9 protein-coding genes and 1 pseudogene are annotated in these 16,565 nt (G+C 72.9%); 4 read left to right on the top strand and 6 right to left on the bottom strand.

What is annotated here, in order from left to right:
• The first annotated feature begins 50 nt into the window (after positions 1 to 50).
• Positions 51 to 1,439, top strand: a complete 1,389-nt coding sequence (locus tag ACF08D_RS11850) for a cation:dicarboxylate symporter family transporter (protein ID WP_392223176.1) — start codon at positions 51 to 53, stop codon at positions 1,437 to 1,439.
• Here the strand turns inward: ACF08D_RS11850 and ACF08D_RS11845 are convergent.
• Entirely contained in the window at positions 1,436 to 2,086 is a 651-nt protein-coding gene (locus tag ACF08D_RS11845) for a TetR/AcrR family transcriptional regulator (protein WP_392222447.1), read from the bottom strand. The two genes, ACF08D_RS11850 and ACF08D_RS11845, sit on opposite strands and share 4 nt — an antisense overlap.
• Before the next feature lie 105 nt (positions 2,087 to 2,191).
• On the opposite strand from ACF08D_RS11845, the gene ACF08D_RS11840 reads away from it, so the two are divergent.
• Positions 2,192 to 3,826, top strand: coding sequence for an MFS transporter (locus ACF08D_RS11840; RefSeq protein ID WP_392222446.1), 1,635 nt, complete (start codon positions 2,192 to 2,194; stop codon positions 3,824 to 3,826).
• Between the two features lie 236 nt (positions 3,827 to 4,062).
• Positions 4,063 to 6,285, top strand: a complete 2,223-nt coding sequence (locus ACF08D_RS11835; RefSeq protein WP_392222445.1) for a HelD family protein — start codon at positions 4,063 to 4,065, stop codon at positions 6,283 to 6,285.
• 60 nt (positions 6,286 to 6,345) lie between these two features.
• Here the strand turns inward: ACF08D_RS11835 and glgB are convergent, their stop codons facing one another.
• The 5 genes and pseudogenes from glgB to ACF08D_RS11810 form a co-directional block, all read right to left on the bottom strand.
• On the bottom strand, positions 6,346 to 8,667 hold the full coding sequence (glgB, locus tag ACF08D_RS11830; protein WP_392222444.1) for a 1,4-alpha-glucan branching enzyme: 2,322 nt from the start codon (positions 8,665 to 8,667) through the stop codon (positions 6,346 to 6,348).
• A gap of 30 nt (positions 8,668 to 8,697) precedes the next feature.
• A complete protein-coding gene (locus ACF08D_RS11825) occupies positions 8,698 to 10,080 on the bottom strand; it encodes a phosphotransferase (protein WP_392222443.1) in 1,383 nt (460 codons plus the stop codon).
• Between the two features lie 388 nt (positions 10,081 to 10,468).
• Positions 10,469 to 12,172: pseudogene (treS, locus tag ACF08D_RS11820) on the bottom strand (maltose alpha-D-glucosyltransferase); the annotation flags it as partial.
• The gene (locus ACF08D_RS11815; RefSeq protein WP_392223175.1) at positions 12,169 to 14,154 is read right to left on the bottom strand and encodes an alpha-1,4-glucan--maltose-1-phosphate maltosyltransferase; all 1,986 of its coding nucleotides are present in this window, start codon (positions 14,152 to 14,154) and stop codon (positions 12,169 to 12,171) included. The pseudogene treS and the gene ACF08D_RS11815, both read right to left, overlap by 4 nt.
• Before the next feature lie 262 nt (positions 14,155 to 14,416).
• Positions 14,417 to 15,358: an SDR family oxidoreductase gene (locus ACF08D_RS11810; RefSeq protein WP_392222442.1), complete on the bottom strand. Its 942-nt coding sequence runs from the start codon at positions 15,356 to 15,358 to the stop codon at positions 14,417 to 14,419.
• A 129-nt stretch (positions 15,359 to 15,487) separates the two neighbouring features.
• On the opposite strand from ACF08D_RS11810, the gene ACF08D_RS11805 reads away from it, so the two are divergent.
• Positions 15,488 to 16,453: an AraC family transcriptional regulator gene (locus ACF08D_RS11805; protein ID WP_392222441.1), complete on the top strand. Its 966-nt coding sequence runs from the start codon at positions 15,488 to 15,490 to the stop codon at positions 16,451 to 16,453.
• Positions 16,454 to 16,565 lie beyond the last annotated feature (112 nt).

Here is a 16,565-nt window from a genome sequence, read left to right as displayed (position 1 = left end):
GGTCTCGGGGATCCACCGGGACGGTGGAGCGACTCACCGAGGAGGACCCCGTGGCCGTACGCCGGGACCGTACCCACTATCTGTATCTGGCCGTCATCGCGGCGGTCGTGCTCGGCATCGCCGTCGGCTTCGCCGCCCCGGGGGTGGCCGTCGAACTCAAGCCGCTGGGCACCGGCTTCGTGGACCTGATCAAGATGATGATCTCGCCGATCATCTTCTGCACGATCGTGCTGGGCGTCGGCTCGGTCCGCAAGGCCGCCAAGGTGGGCGCGGTCGGCGGCCTGGCGCTCGGGTACTTCATGGTGATGTCGACCGTCGCCCTCGCCATCGGTCTGGTCGTCGGCAACCTGCTGGAGCCGGGCGCCAATCTGCGGCTGACGGACGAGGCCGCCGCGGCGGGCGAGAAGCAGGCGGCGGGCGCCAGTGAGGGCACCGTCGACTTCCTCCTCGGGATCATCCCCAAGACCCTGGTCTCCGCCTTCACCACCGGCGAGGTCCTCCAGACCCTGCTGGTCGCCCTGCTCGCCGGCTTCGCGCTCCAGGCGATGGGCCGGAGTGGCGAGCCGGTGCTGCGCGGCATCGGGCACATCCAGCGGCTGGTCTTCCGCATCCTCGCCATGATCATGTGGGTGGCCCCGGTGGGCGCCTTCGGGGCCATCGCCGCCGTCGTCGGCGAGACCGGGGTGGACGCCCTGAAGTCCCTCGCCGTCATCATGATCGGCTTCTACCTCACCTGCGCGCTGTTCGTCTTCGTCGTCCTCGGCGCGCTGCTGCGGTTCGTGGCCGGGGTCGGCATCGTGCCGCTGCTGAAGTACCTGGGCCGGGAGTTCCTGCTGATCCTGTCCACCTCGTCCTCCGAGTCGGCGCTGCCGCGCCTGATCGCCAAGATGGAGCACCTGGGCGTCAGCAAGCCCGTCGTCGGCATCACCGTCCCGACCGGCTACTCCTTCAACCTGGACGGCACGGCCATCTACCTGACCATGGCCTCGCTCTTCGTCGCCGAGGCGATGGGCGACCCGCTGTCGGTCGGCGAGCAGATCTCCCTGCTGGTCTTCATGATCATCGCCTCGAAGGGCGCGGCGGGCGTCACCGGCGCCGGCCTGGCGACACTGGCCGGCGGGCTCCAGTCGCACCGCCCCGACCTGGTGGACGGCGTCGGGCTGATCGTCGGCATCGACCGCTTCATGAGCGAGGCGCGCGCCCTGACCAACTTCGCGGGCAACGCCGTGGCCACCGTCCTGGTCGGCACCTGGACCAAGGAGATCGACAAGGACCGGGTCGCCGAAGTCCTCGCCGGCCGGGTGCCGTTCGATGAGCGCACCCTCCTCGACGACCACGCCCCGTCCCCGTCCGCGTCGGACACCGACACCGACGCCGGCACCGGCAAGGGCGGCGACGACGACCGGCCCGACCGCCGGGAGCCCGTGACGGCCGGCTAACGGCGTACGGCCTCCGCCGCATCCCGCCGCGGGCCCGCCGCCTCCGCCGACTCCTCCAGCTCCGCGACCAGTTCCGCCGCACGCGCCGCCGGGACGCCGGCCGAGATCAGCATCGTCTCGGCGGCGGACCGGCCGGCCCGGGCGGGGGCGAGGGCGCCGGTGTTCACCGCCTCCATCAGGCCGAACAGCACCTGCTCATGGACGTGCGCCAGGGCGGCGGCGGGCAGCGGTGAGGCGAACACGCCCGCGTCCAGGCCCCGTTGGAGCACCGCCGCGCAGGCCTCGCGCACCGGGGTGAGCCGCTCGCGGATGCCCTCCATGGTGACGCTGCGCTGGGCGAGGGCGACCAGCAGCCGGTAGCGGTCGGCGATCTCCCAGACCGCGAGGGCCGCCCGGGCCAGCGCCTCGGCCGGATCGTCCACGCCCTCCCGGCCGCTCGCGTGCGCCCGGGCCACCGCGTCGACCGCGCTGTCCACGAGCGCGGCGATCAGCGCCTCACGGCTCGGGAAGTGCCCGTACACGGTCCGGCGCACCACACCCGCCGCCCGCGCGATCTGGTCCATGGAGGCGTCCGGGTCGCGCAGCAGCTCGGTGAGGGCCACCTGCTCGATACGGCGCCGGTTCGCGTCGGCTCGTCCTGAGGTCACCCCCTCATTTTGCACAGCACCGTGCAATCACGTAACTTGCACAGCGGTGTGTAATTGCACACCACTGTGCAAGCAGCGTCGAGCGAGAGGGTGGAGGAGCTGGTCATGCGCCTCGTCATGAACGAGCCGGTGGAGAGGATGGAGCGGCCCTACCCCCGGCGCTGGTGGGCGCTCCTGGTGCTCTGCCTGAGCCTGCTGATCATCGTGATGGCGAACACCGCCCTCACCGTCGCGGCCCCCGACATGACCCAGGACCTCGGGCTGAGCAGCTCCGACCTCCAGTGGGTCATCGACGGCTACACCGTGCCGTACGCGGCGCTGATGCTGCTGCTCGGCGCCATCGGCGACAAGTACAGCCGGCGCGGCGCCCTCGTCCTCGGGCTCGTGGTCTTCGGGGCCGGCTCGGTCGCCGGAGCGCTCGTGGACTCCTCCACCGGGGTCATCGCCGCCCGGGCCGTGATGGGCGTCGGCGCGGCGATGATCATGCCCGCCACGCTGTCCCTGCTCGCCGCGACCTTCCCGCGCGCCGAGCGCGCCCGGGCCATCGTGCTGTGGACGGCCACCGCCGGAGTCGCCATCGCGGCGGGCCCGCTGGTCGCCGGGGCGCTGCTGAAGGACCACGGCTGGGCGTCCACGTTCCTGATCAACGTCCCGGTCGCCGCGCTCGCCATCGTCGGCGCCCTCGTCCTCGTACCGCCGTCCAAGGCCGCGCGGCACGGCCGGATCGACTACGTGGGCGGTCTGCTCTCCGTGGTGTGGACCGGGGCGCTGGTGTACGCGATCATCCAGGGCCCGCACTTCGGCTGGGACGCCAAGGCCGTCACCGCGGCGGTCGTCGCGGGCGCCGGACTGCTCGCCTTCGCCGGCTGGGAGCTGCGCCACCCGCGTCCGGTGCTGGACGTCCGCCGCTTCCTCAACCGCGGCTTCGCCGGCTCCAACCTGGCCGTCGCGCTGTTCTTCCTCGCCGTCTTCGGCGCCTTCTACTTCCTCACCCAGCACCTCCAGTTCGTGCTCGGGTACGACCCGTTCGCCACCGGCGTGCGGATGCTGCCGCTGGCCGGTGCCGTCTTCGCCGGCTCGGCGCTCACCGGCTTCCTCACCCCGCGCCTCGGCATGAAGGTCACGGTCACCTCCGGCATGGCCCTCGGCACGCTGGCGCTCGCCCTGCTGACCCGGGTCGACGCGGGGTCGGGGTACGGGGACCTCGTGGCGCCGCTCGTGGTGCTGGGCCTCGCCATCGGGCTGGCGCTCTCGCCGTGCACCGACGCCATCATGGGCGCGTTCCCCGAGTCGGAGCTGGGCGTCGGCGGCGCGGTCAACGACACCTCGCTGGAGCTCGGCGGCTCGCTCGGCATCGCGCTGCTCGGCTCGGTGCTCGCCTCCTCGTACTCCTCGCACCTCGCCGACGCCACCCGGGGCGCGGGGCTGCCCGCCCCCGCCCTGGAGACCGCCCAGGACTCGGTCGGCGCCGGGTACGCCGTCGCCCACGGCATAGCCGAGCGGGCCGCCCAGGCCCCGCCCGAGCAGGCGCCCGGGCTCGCCGAGGGCGCGCGCCGGATGGCCGACGCGGTCGGCTCGGCCTTCTCCGACGCGGTCGCCCACACCAGCCTCGTCGGCGCGGCGATCCTGGCCGCCGGCACCGTCCTGGTGGCCGTGCTGCTGCCGGGCCGGGCGGGCGCGAAGACCGCCGGGACCCCGCCGGAGGCGGACGCGGAGGCCCGGGAGCCCGAGCGGGTCTGAGCCGCGCACCCGGGACGGCCGTATACGCCGCCGGGGCCGTGACGCACTGCCGGGGGGCTGGGCGTCACGGCCCCGGCGGCGCCCGCCCCCGCGCATCGGGTCGTGCGGACAGCGAGAAGCCCCGGTCGCATTGGCGGCCGGGGCTTCTCGTCGCGTATATTGAATGGTTCGAGTGCGCAACGCACAAAGCGCACACGGAAGTTCAGTTAACGCACTGTATCGCGGCGGGAGTCGGATTGTCAACCGAGGAATACCGTAAGGAGCAGCGATTCGTCGACGGGCTCTACGCGCGACTCGACCACCTGCGCGACCAGGCCGAGGCGGCCGTCACGGCCGCCCTGAAGGACGCGGGCACCGGGTTCCAGGCGCGCCAGGAGCGGGACGTCCTCGTCGCCGAACAGTCCGGGCTGCTCGCCGCGTTCGACGCCGGTGAGCACGGGCTCTGCTTCGGCCGGCTCGCCTTCCGCGACGGACGCGACCACCACATCGGGCGCATCGGCATCCGCGCCGACGACGCCGAGCGCACCCCGCTGGTCGTCGACTGGCGGGCCGAGGTCGCCCGGCCCTTCTACCTCGCCACCGGATACGCGCCCATGGGCCTGCGCCGCAGGCGCCACATCACCACCAAGGGCCGCACCGTCACCGCCCTGCACGACGAGATCCTCGACCTCTCCGACACCACCCGCACCGGGCACGAGAACCCGGACGCCGACGAGGTGCTCCTCGCCGCGCTCGGCACCGCCCGCACCGGCCGGATGACCGACATCGTCCGCACCATCCAGGCCGAGCAGGACCGGATCATCCGCGCCCCGCACCAGGGCGTCCTGGTGGTCGAGGGCGGCCCCGGCACCGGCAAGACCGCCGTGGCCCTGCACCGCGCCGCGTACCTCCTCTACGCCCACCGCGAGCAGCTCGCCCGCCGCGCCGTCCTCGTCGTCGGCCCCAACCCGGCCTTCCTCGGCTACATCGGCGAGGTGCTGCCCGCCCTCGGCGAGACCGGGGTGCTGCTGGCCACCCCCGCCGAGCTGTTCCCCGGCGTCCGCGCCACCGGCACCGACACCCCCGAGGCCGCCGAGATCAAGGGCCGCGCCGGTATGGCCGCCGTCCTCGCCCGGGTCCTGCGCGACCGGCAGACCGTGCCGCCCACCGGCGCCCCGCTGGAGATCGACCACGACGACTACGGCACCCTCCTGCTGGACCGGGACATCGCCGAGGACGCCCGCTGGGACGCCCGGGGCACCGGGCTGCCGCACAACCTCGCCCGCCCGCGCTTCGCGTTCCGCGTCATCGACGCCCTCACCGACCAGCTCGCCGAGCGCATCGGCGCCGATCCCTTCGGCGGGCCCAACCTCCTCGACCCCTCCGACATCACCCAGATGCGCAAGGAGATCGCCGCGAACCCCCGGGTCCACGAGGCCGTGGGGGAGCTGTGGCCCACCCTCGCCCCGCAGGACCTGGTCGCCGGCTTCCTGGCCGCGCCCGACGGGTACCTCCCGGACGGCGAGGCCGAGTTCGTCCGCCGCACCGGCGGCCCGTGGACCGAGGCCGACGTCCCGCTGCTCGACGAGGCCGCCGAACTGCTCGGCGAGGACGACACCGCCGCCCGCGCCGCCGCCGAGCGCGAGCGCAACGCCCGGATCGCCTACGCCCAGGGCGTCCTGGACGTCAGCTTCGCCTCGCGGACGTACGAGTTCGAGGACCAGGAGTCGGAGGTGCTCGGCGCCCACGACATCATCGACGCCGAACGGTTCGCCGAGCGCCACGAGGAGGCCGACCACCGCAGCGCCGCCGAGCGGGCCGCCGCCGACCGCACCTGGGCCTTCGGGCATGTGATCGTCGACGAGGCGCAGGAGCTGTCCGCGATGGCCTGGCGGCTGCTGATGCGGCGCGTCCCCACCCGGTCGATGACGCTCGTCGGCGACCCGGCCCAGACCGGCGACGCGGCCGGCTGCGGCTCCTGGCGGGAGATCCTCGGCCCGTACGTGGGGGACCGCTTCGAGCACGTCCGGCTCGGCGTCAACTACCGTACGCCCGCCGAGATCATGGAGGTCGCCGCGGCCGTGCGGCGGGCCGAGGACCCGGACTTCGTGCCGCCGCGCTCGGTGCGCTCCACCGGCGTGCCGCCCTGGGAGCGGACGGCCGCCGACGTCACCGGCGAGGTCGCCGCCGCCGTACGCCGGGAGCGGCCGGCCGAGGGGCGGCTCGCGGTGATCGCCCCGCCCGGCCGCCTCCCGGAGCTGGTACGGGCCCTGCCCGGGGCCGCCCACGGGCCGGACCCCGACCTGACCCGGCCGGTCGTGCTGCTGGAGCCGAGGCAGGCCAAGGGGCTGGAGTTCGACACGGTGATCGTGGCCGACCCGGACGGCATCCGCTCCGGCGGGCCGCACGGGGTCAACGACCTGTACGTGGCGCTCACCCGCGCCACCCAGCGGCTGGGCGTCGTCCGCGCCGCCGGCTGACGCCCGCCCGTGCCGGGACCGCCACACGGGCGGTCCCGGCACGGCCGGGGCGCCGGCGGGTCAGGCCGGCTTCAGCCACACGGTCGCCAGCGGCGGCAGCGTCAGCCGCACATGGCCCGCCTCGGTCTTCACCACGTCGGCGTTGACCACCCCGCTGCCGCCGTACACGGTCGCGTCGGTGTTCAGGACCTCCGCCCAGGCGGCGACCCGGTCCGGCACCCACAGCCGGTAGTCCTCGCGCACCACCGGGGAGAAGTTGGTCACCGACAGCAGCGGCGCGCCGCCGGCGTCGTACCGCAGGAAGGCGAAGACGTTGTCCTCCGCCGCGTCGCCCAGCGACCACTGGAAGCCCTCCGGGACGGTGTCCCGCTCCCAGAGCGCCGGCGTGGCCCCGTACACCGCGTTGAGGTCGCGGACCAGGTCCCGCATGCCCCGGTGGTCGCCCGCCGAGTGGTAGTCGTCCCCGGTCAGCCACCACTCCGGGCCGTGCGCCTCCGACCACTCCGCGCCCTGGGCGAACTCCTGCCCCATGAACAGAAGTTGCTTGCCGGGGTGGGCCCACATGAAGCCCAGGTACGCCCGCTGGTTGGCGCGCCGCTGCCACCAGTCGCCGGGCATCTTCGTCACCAGCGCCTGCTTGCCGTGCACCACCTCGTCGTGCGAGATGGGCAGCACGTAGTTCTCGCTGTACGCGTACACCATCGAGAACGTCATCTCGTTGTGGTGGTACTTGCGGTGCACCGGCTCCTTGGCGACGTACACCAGCGAGTCGTGCATCCAGCCCATGTTCCACTTCAGGCCGAAGCCCAGGCCGCCGCTGTCGGTGGGCCGGGTGACGCCCTCCCAGGCCGTGGACTCCTCGGCGATGGTCACCACACCGGGGCAGCGGCGGTAGACGGTGGCGTTCATCTCCTGGAGGAAGGCGACCGCGTCGTAGTTCTCCCGGCCGCCGTGCTCGTTGGGCACCCAGTCGTCGCCCTCGCGGGAGTAGTCCAGGTAGAGCATCGAGGCCACGGCGTCCACCCGCAGCCCGTCCACGTGGAACTCCTCGCACCAGTACACGGCGTTGGCGACGAGGAAGTTGCGCACCTCGGTGCGGCCGTAGTCGAACTCCAGGGTGCCCCAGTCGGGGTGCTCGGCGCGGCGCGGGTCGGGGTGCTCGTAGAGCGGGGTGCCGTCGAAGCGGGCCAGCGCCCAGTCGTCCTTGGGGAAGTGCGCGGGCACCCAGTCGACCAGCACCCCGATCCCGGCCCGGTGGCAGGCGTCCACGAAGTACCGGAAGTCGTCGGGCGTGCCGAGCCGGGCCGTGGGCGCGTAGAAACCGGTGACCTGGTAGCCCCAGGACGGGCTGTAGGGGTGCTCGGCGACCGGCATCAGCTCCACGTGCGTGAAGCCCAGCTCCTTGACGTACGCGGGGAGTTGCTCGGCCAGCTCCCGGTAGGTCAGGCCCGGCCGCCAGGACGGCAGGTGCACCTCGTACACCGAGAAGGGCGCCTCGTGCACGGGCCGGTCGCCCCGGTGCGCCATCCACTCCTGGTCCTGCCAGGTGTGGTGCGAGGCGGTGACCACCGACGCGGTCTCCGGCGGACACTGGGTGCGGCGGGCCATCGGGTCGGCGCGCAGGGTGCAGTGGCCGTCCGGGCCGGTGACGGCGAACTTGTAGAGCTGCCCCTCGCCCATGCCGGGCACGAACAGCTCCCAGACGCCGGTCCTGCCCAGCGACCGCAGCGGCAGCCCGGTGCCGGCGTCCCAGTAGTTGAACTCGCCCACCAGGCGCACACCGCGCGCGTTGGGCGCCCAGACGGTGAAGCGGGTGCCGGTGACGCCCTGGTGGGTCATCGGGTGGGCGCCCAGGGCCTTCCACAGCTCCTCGTGCCGGCCCTCGCCGATGAGGTGCAGGTCCAGCTCGCCGAGCGAGGGCAGGAAGCGGTAGGGGTCCTCGGTCTCGACGACCTCGGAGCCGTAGGCGATCCGCAGCCGGTACGCGGGCGCCGAGGCTCCCGGCAGCACCGTGGAGAACAGCCCGTCGCCGTCGTCGTGCAGCTCGGTGCGCCCGCCGTCCACCAGCAGGGACACCCCGCTCGCGCAGGGGCGCAGGACCCGGACGGCGGTGCCGCCGTCCACCGGGTGGGCGCCCAGCAGGGCGTGCGGGTCGTGGTGTTCACCGGCGAGCAGCCGCCCCCGGTCGGCCGGGTCGAGCGGCGGGGCGGCCGGTACGGCGCTCCCGTCGGCCGCCGCGCGGGGGCGGGGCGTGGCGCCGGGCGGCGGTACGGGCAGGGCGGTGGCGTCCCCCACGGGGGTCGCCACGGGGGTCTGCTTGACGGCCGGGGTCTTCTTGGCGGCCGGTTCGGCGGGGTTGCGGGTGGGACGACGGGGGGTCACGGGGGAGGGCCTCCTCAAGGGGCGGTCACATCACGGAGTGGGGGTGGGGGCGGCGAGTCGGCGGATGGCCGCCATCGGGACCGGCAGCCAGTCGGGGCGGTGGCGGGCCTCGTACAGCACCTCGTAGACGGCCTTGTCCGTCTCGTACGCGCGCAGCAGCGCGGGCTCGTCGCGCGGATCGGTGCCGGCCGCGTCGGCGTACCCGGCGCAGTAGGCGTCCCGGCACCGCTCGGCCCACCGCGGGTCGCCGCGGTCGTGGGTGCGGGCCGCGTAGTCGAAGGAGCGCAGCATCCCGGCCACGTCGCGCACCGGGGGCTGGGGGCGGCGGCGCTCGGCGAGCGGCTTGGCCGGCTCGCCCTCGAAGTCGATCACCGACCAGTCGCCGTCCCGGGTGCGCAGGATCTGCCCCAGGTGCAGGTCGCCGTGGACCCGCTGGGCGCGCCACAGCCCGTTGCCGGACCGCGCCGAGGCGACCGCCTCGAAGGCGGCGCGCAGCCCGGGGACGTACGGCATCAGCGACGGTACGGCCTGCGCGGCGGCGTCCAGCCGCCGGCTCATCCCCTGCGCCAGGTGCGCGGTATGGGAGCGGCCCAGGGCGAGGGTCGGCAGGGCGCCGGCCAGCGCGGTGTGCACCTCGGCGGTGGTCCGGCCCAGCGCCCGGGCCTCGGTGGTGAAGTCCCGCCCGGCGGCGAGCGCCTCCAGGGCGAGCTGCCAGCCGTCCCGGGAGCCGTGCAGGAAGGGCTGGAGCACGCCCAGGGTGCTGGGCTCGCCGGTGCCGCCGCCCGTCTCGTACCAGGCGACGGGCGCCGGGACCCGGCCGCAGCCGGCCCGGGCGAGCGCCAGCGGCAGCTCCAGGTCCGGGTTGGCGCCCGGGTAGACGCGCCGGAACACCTTCAGGATGTACTGGTCGCCGTACACCAGCGAGGAGTTGGACTGCTCCGCGTCCAGGACGCGGGGGGCCAGGCCCTCGGGGATCGCGACGGTCCGGGAGAACCGCAGCGGACCCAGCGGGCCGGGGGTGCGCAATCGTTCCAGCAGGAGCGCGGCGAGCCGGGGGTCGCTGAGCCCCTCGTAGACGGTGCGCCCGGCGAGCGGGCCGTCCGGGACGCGGCCGATCAGGGCGGGGGCGAGCCGGGGCGGCAGGTCGGCCCGGACGCCCAGCAGGAGCTGGTAGCAGTCGCCCGGGGAGGTGGTGGTGGGGCCCGGCTGCTGGACCCGCACCAGCAGGTGCAGCAGCCCGGGGCCGGTGGTGTCGAGGGGGAGCAGTTCGGTCACCGAGACGAGGGTGAAACCGGTGACCGGCCGTCCCTTCCCCGCGAACCAGCGCTGGCGCGGCAGCCACGCGTGGAGCAGTGGCACCAGCGAGGGGAGGAGGGCGACCGGGGCCCGGGCGGTGGATGCGGTCTCCGACATGGCAGCGCGTCCTTTCCCCGGGCACTACGAAATGCACAGAACGTGCAGAGTGTCCCGGAATGCGGCGAGTGCTGTCCGGCTGTGCGGGACGTGTCGGGCGGGGATGGTCGAGATAGACCCGAATCGACGTATGAGGGGGAGAGTGCCCAGGGCGGGGCGCCGGAAACGCCCCGCCCCGGGGGTGCTACCCCTCCCCGGCCGCCCGGCGCCCGGTGCGGCCGGCCGCGACCGACGCCGCGTCGGCCGCCGCCCCGCCCCTGGGCGCCCCGGCCGGGCCCGGGGGCGCCGGTGTGCCCGGGGTGAACGCGCCCGGCGCCCCGGTGGGGACCGTGCCGGACGCGGCCGGGGTGGTCGCCACGGTCGCCTCCGTGACCGTTCTGCCGGTGACCGCCTTGGCGGTGTCCCGCCGCAGCCGGAACCAGTAGAAGCCGTGCCCCGCGAGGGTGAGCAGGTACGGCCATTCGCCGATCGCGGGGAAGCGCACCCCGCCGATCAGCTCCACCGGGTGCATCCCGTTGAAGCGCCGCAGGTCCAGTTCGGTGGGCTGCGGGAAGCGGGAGAAGTTGTGCACGCACATCACCAGGTCGTCGCCGTACTCCCGGAGGAAGGCGAGGACCGCCGGGTTCGACGACGGCAGCTCGGTGTACGAGCCGAGGCCGAAGGCCGGGTTCTGCTTGCGGATCTCGATCATGCGGCGGGTCCAGTGCAGCAGCGACGAGGGCGAGGCCATCGACGCCTCGACATTGGTCACCTGGTAGCCGTAGACCGGGTCCATGATCGTCGGCAGGTAGAGCCGTCCCGGGTCGCAGGACGAGAAGCCGGCGTTGCGGTCGGGCGTCCACTGCATGGGGGTGCGCACCCCGTCGCGGTCGCCGAGCCAGATGTTGTCGCCCATCCCGATCTCGTCGCCGTAGTAGAGGATCGGCGAGCCGGGCAGGGACAGCAGCAGGGCGGTGAACAGCTCGATCTGGTTGCGGTCGTTGTCGAGCAGCGGGGCGAGCCGGCGCCGGATGCCGATGTTGGCGCGCATCCGCGGGTCCTTGGCGTACTCCGCGTACATGTAGTCGCGCTCTTCGTCGGTGACCATCTCCAGCGTCAGCTCGTCGTGGTTGCGCAGGAAGATGCCCCACTGGCAGTTCACCGGGATCGCCGGTGTCTTCGCCAGGACTTCGGAGACGGGGTAGCGGGACTCCCGGCGCACCGCCATGAAGATGCGGGGCATCACCGGGAAGTGGAACGCCATGTGGCACTCGTCGCCGCCGGCGGTGAAGTCGCCGAAGTAGTCGACGACGTCCTCGGGCCACTGGTTGGCCTCGGCGAGCAGCACGGTGTCGGGGTAGGCGGCGTCGATCTCCTTGCGCACCCGCTTGAGGAAGGAGTGGGTCGCCGGGAGGTTCTCGCAGTTGGTGCCCTCCTGCTGGTACAGGTAGGGCACGGCGTCCAGGCGGAAGCCGTCGATGCCCAGGTCGAGCCAGAAGCGCAGGGCGGAGAGGATCTCCTGCTGCACCGCCGGGTTCTCGTAGTTGAGGTCGGGCTGGTGGGAGAAGAACCGGTGCCAGTAGTACTGCTTGCGCACCGGGTCGAAGGTCCAGTTGGACGTCTCGGTGTCGACGAAGATGATCCGCGCGTCCTGGTACTGCTTGTCGTCGTCGGCCCAGACGTAGTAGTCGCCGTAGGGGCCGTCGGGGTCGCTGCGGGATTCCTGGAACCACGGGTGCTGGTCGCTGGTGTGGTTCATCACGAAGTCGATGATCACGCGCATGCCGCGCTGGTGGGCGGCATCCACGAACTCGACGAAGTCGGCCAGGTCGCCGAATTCGGGCAGGACGGAGGTGTAGTCCGACACGTCGTAACCGCCGTCCCGCAAGGGGGACTTGAAGAACGGCGGGAGCCAGAGGCAGTCGACCCCGAGCCACTGCAGGTAGTCCAGCTTGGCGGTGATGCCCTTGAGGTCACCGACGCCGTCGCCGTTGCTGTCCTGGAACGAACGCACCAGAACCTCGTAGAAGACGGCTCGTTTGAACCAGTCGGGATCACGATCCTTGGCCGGGGTGTCCTCGAACGTGTCGTGGACGGGCTCGTTGACGATCATGATGTGGGTGACCCTCCGATCGGCGGGGACGGTCGCAGGACGAAGATGTGCGCGGGCGTGACGCCCGGCTCGAGGCGCACATAGTTGGCCCTGCCCCAGTGATAGGTCTCACCGGTGAGCTCGTCGCGCACCGGCACGGTCTCGTGCCAGTCGAGGCCGAGTTCCGGCATGTCCAACGACACCGTCGCCTCGTGGGTGTGGCGCGGGTCGAGGTTGACGACCGTCAGAACCGTGTTCGAACCCGCGCGCTTGCTGTACGCGATGACGGCGTCGTTGTCGGTGTGGTGGAAGTGCACCGAGCGCAGCTGCCGCAGGGCGGCGTTGCGGCGCCTGGTCCGGTTCAGGGTGGTGATCAGCGGGGCGATGGTCCGCCCCTCCCGCTCGGCCGACTCCCAGTCACGGGGCCGCAGTTGGTACTTCTCCGAGTCGAGGTACTCCTCGCTGCCCGGGCGCGCCGGGGTGTTCTCGCACAGCTCGTACCCGGCGTAGACGCCCCACGTCGGGGACATCGTGGCGGCGAGCACCGCCCGGACCTCGAAGGCGGGACGGCCGCCCTCCTGGAGGTAGGCGTGCAGGATGTCCGGGGTGTTCACGAAGAAGTTCGGCCGCATGTACGAGGCGGCGTCGCCGGACAGCTCGGTGAGGTACTCGGTCAGCTCGTGCTTGGTGTTGCGCCAGGTGAAGTACGTGTACGACTGCTGGAAGCCGACCCCGGCCAGGGTGTGCATCATCGCCGGCCGGGTGAACGCCTCCGCCAGGAAGATCACGTCCGGGTCGGTCTTGTTGATCCCCGCGATGACCTTCTCCCAGAACACCACCGGCTTGGTGTGCGGGTTGTCCACCCGGAAGATGCGCACCCCGTGCGCCATCCAGTGGCGCAGCACCCGCAGCGTCTCGCGGACCAGGCCCCGCATGTCCTGGTCGAACGCGATCGGGTAGATGTCCTGGTACTTCTTGGGCGGGTTCTCGGCGTACGCGATGGTGCCGTCGGCCCGGTGGTGGAACCAGGCCGGGCGCTTCGCCACCCACGGGTGGTCCGGCGAGCACTGGAGCGCGAAGTCCAGCGCCACCTCCATGCGCAGCTCGCGGGCGCGCGCCACGAAGGCGTCGAAGTCCTCCAGGGTGCCGAGGTCCGGGTGGACGGCGTCGTGCCCGCCCTCGTGCGAGCCGATCGCCCACGGCACACCGACGTCGTCCGGACCCGCCGTCAGGGTGTTGTTCGGTCCCTTGCGGTGGGTGGAGCCGATCGGGTGAATGGGGGGCAGGTATACGACATCGAACCCCATCGCGGCGATGGCCGGAAGTCGTTCCGCGGCCGTCCGGAAGGTCCCGGACACAAGCTTCCCGTCCACCTCCCGGGCCCCTTCCGAGCGCGGGAACATCTCGTACCACGAGCCGAACAGCGCCCGCTCCCGCTCCACCAGCAACGGCAACGGCCGCGAGGCGGTGACCAGTTCGCGCAGCGGGTGGGCGGCCAGCGCCTCGACCGCCTCGGTGCCCAGGGCGGCGGCGAGCCGGTCCTCGGCGGAGCGCCGGGTGTCGCGCAGGGCGTCCACCACGGCGAGGACGGCCTCGCGGCCCTCGCCCTTGGGTACGCCGTCGGCGGCGCGTTCGTGCAGGCCGGCGCCCTCGGCGAGGACCAGCTCGGTGTCGATGCCGGCCGGGACCTTGATGCCGGCGGCGTGGCGCCAGGTGGCGATCGGGTCGCTCCACGCCTCGACGGTGTACGTCCACCGCCCTTCGGCCGTCGGAGTGACCTCGGCGCCCCAGCGGTCGGTGCCGGGCGCCAGTTCCCGCATGGGGGTGAAGGGGCCCGCCTGCCCCGCCGGGTCCACCAGCACCACATTGGCGGCCACGGCGTCATGGCCTTCACGGAACACCGTGGCCGTGACCTGGAACGTTTCGCCGACGACGGCCTTCGCGGGCCTTCTGCCGCAGTCGACCAGCGGGCGTACATCGAGAACGGGAATGCGACCAATCAGCGAGTTCACGGCATCACCTGAGGGTTGCGTACGGGATATCGCTCTTTGTACTTGCTCGGTTGACGAGTGGCAGAGCGCAGGCATCACCGCTCCTGTCCGGGTTCACTCGGGTGGGCGGGTACCGGAGGAGCCCTACCCATACCCTTCGGGTGGGCAATCCGGCGCGTTGCTAACTACTCAGGCGTAACGGAACGCGAAAGGAACCGGCCCCGTTCGAGTGGAAAAACGAGGCCGGTTCTTGCTCGGGTGTGTCCAGTGGCGTTCAGGTGAGCGTCTGGGCGTCCTGCTCCTCCGGGTCGTTGGCCCAGATCTGCCACGGCTGCCGCGACACCCACTCGTCGGCCGGCGCCGGCGCCACCCCCAGCTCCCGGGCCGACAGCCCGTCATCCCCCGCCATCAGCAGCGGTTCCCGGCCCGACGCCATGTAGTGGTAGATGCCCGCCACCCCGGCCGCCGCGGCCGGCCCGATCGCCCCGGCGAGGCCCTGCTCGAAGACGCCCGGCGCCAGCGCCCGGTAGCGCACCGGCCGGCCCAGCCCCCGCCCGAAGGCGTCCGCCAGCTCATCGCCCGTCAGGGCCCGCGCCCCGCCGATCTCGTAGGTCCGCCCCGCCGCGCCCTCCGCCGTGAGCGCCCCGTACACCGCCTCCGCCAGGTCCCGGTGCGACAGCCACGCCACCGGGGCGTCGGCCGGCAGCGGATAGGCGAGCACCCCGTCGTTGACCAGGGCCGGCCCGTTCCAGGGGCTGAACAGGTTGTCCAGGTACACCGGCGGGCGCAGCACCACCAGCGGGATCCCGCTCTCCCGGAGCACCTCCTCGGCGATCCGGCGCGTCTCGAAGGCGGCCACCTCGGTGGCCGTGCGCGGCACCCGGGTGTTGGCGTTGTAGACCAGCCGCCGCACCCCGGCCTCCACCGCCGCCCCGGCGATGTTCCGGGCGTAGCCCCGTACCCGCTCCGCCTCGTACACCAGCGGCATCACCACCGCGGCATGCGTCGCGCCCGCGAACAACTGGCGCACCGCCTCCGCGTCGCCCAGGTCGCCGGTGGCGCACGAGACGCCCGGCAGCGGGGGCCGGTCGCCCTCCGGACGCCGGGAGAGCGTACGCACCCGGTGGTGGCGCCCGGCCAGCAGCCGGGCCACCGCCCCGCCCTGGAAACCGGTGGCGCCGACCACCGCGACCCGCATCTGATTCTGCTCGGACATCTGCTCCGACATATGCCTGATTGGCCCTTCGATAGGGTGTGAGTGCTGCCATGACGGCTCCTCTCAGGCTGGCGGCGGCGGCTTTGGCCGATCAATTAACAATTCGGGGCGGGGGTTGAAGGATCGTCCATGGACACCGTGCGCACCGAAAACGACGACCGGAACGACGACCTCCTCAGTGAGCTGTTGCAACCGTTGCGTCTCACCGGCGTCTTCGACAGCCGCTGGCACGTCCGCGCCCCCTGGGCGATCGAGGGCGACGCCGAGCAGGGCTGCGCCGTGCTGCACTACATCGTGGAGGGCACCTGCTGGATCACCGCCGAGGGCCAGCCGCCGCAGGAACTCGGCGCCGGTGACCTGGCCGTCTTCCCCACCGGGACCGCCCACCGGCTCTCCGACCGGCCCGACCGGCAGGGCGTGCCGCTCAAGGCGGTGCTGCCCGAGCGCCAGCCCGGCACCTCCGGCGAGATCCGCATCGACGGCACCGGCCCGCAGAGCCGGCTGCTCTGCGCCGGGCTGCACTACGACGCCAGCGCCGCCACCGGCCTGTACAAGGCGCTGCCCTGGGCCCTGGTCCTGGACGGCTCCCAGGTGGACCGCGAGCCGCTGCTGCGCGACACCCTGCGGCTGCTCGCCGCCCCCGACCGGCCCATCGGCCCCGGCGACCGGCTGATCACCCTGCGGGCCTTCGAGATGGCCCTGGTGCTCGCGCTGCGCCCGCTGCTGCGGGAGTTCGCCGAGAACCCGGCCCACCTGCCGGTGCTGCGCCACCCCGGGGTCAGCCGCGCGCTGGTGATGATCGCGACCCGGTTCGCCGAGCCGTGGACCATCGAGTCGCTCGCCCGCGAGGTGGGGATGTCGCGCTCCGCGTTCACCGCCGCGTTCCGCGCCCTGGTGGGGGAGGCCCCGGCCCGTCATCTGACCGGCCGGCGCATGCAGGAGGCGGCCCGGCTGCTCGGCGAGACCTCCCTGCCCCAGTCGGCGGTGCCGCAGCGCGTCGGCTACCAGAGCGCCGTCGGTTTCCATCTTGCCTTCCGCAAATGGTTCGGCGTCACTCCGGGTGAGTACCGGGCGGGCGCGGTGAGCGCCGCGTAATGGTTTCCGGAAGGTGTCTGGCCGGTTCTTAAGGACCATTGGACGGACGTTCATTGCCGAAGGTGTGGACCAACGGACAGGCTCTGCTGCGGCAATGGCATCCGCATGAGGA

Origin of the sequence: Streptomyces sp. NPDC015131 (genome assembly GCF_043079975.1) — a bacterium.
Classification (GTDB): domain Bacteria; phylum Actinomycetota; class Actinomycetes; order Streptomycetales; family Streptomycetaceae; genus Streptomyces.
The sequence above is the reverse complement of the archived record's forward strand: the minus strand, read 5'-3'. Positions and strand labels throughout refer to the sequence as shown.

Bases quoted from the DNA above. Each gene is read 5' to 3' on its own strand.
- ACF08D_RS11840 (WP_392222446.1), top strand. From the start codon at position 2,192: ATGCGCCTCGTCATGAACGAGCCGGTGGAGAGGATGGAGCGGCCCTAC.
- ACF08D_RS11825 (WP_392222443.1), bottom strand. From the start codon at position 10,080: ATGTCGGAGACCGCATCCACCGCCCGGGCCCCGGTCGCCCTCCTCCCC.
- ACF08D_RS11810 (WP_392222442.1), bottom strand. From the start codon at position 15,358: ATGTCCGAGCAGAATCAGATGCGGGTCGCGGTGGTCGGCGCCACCGGT.
- ACF08D_RS11805 (WP_392222441.1), top strand. From the start codon at position 15,488: ATGGACACCGTGCGCACCGAAAACGACGACCGGAACGACGACCTCCTC.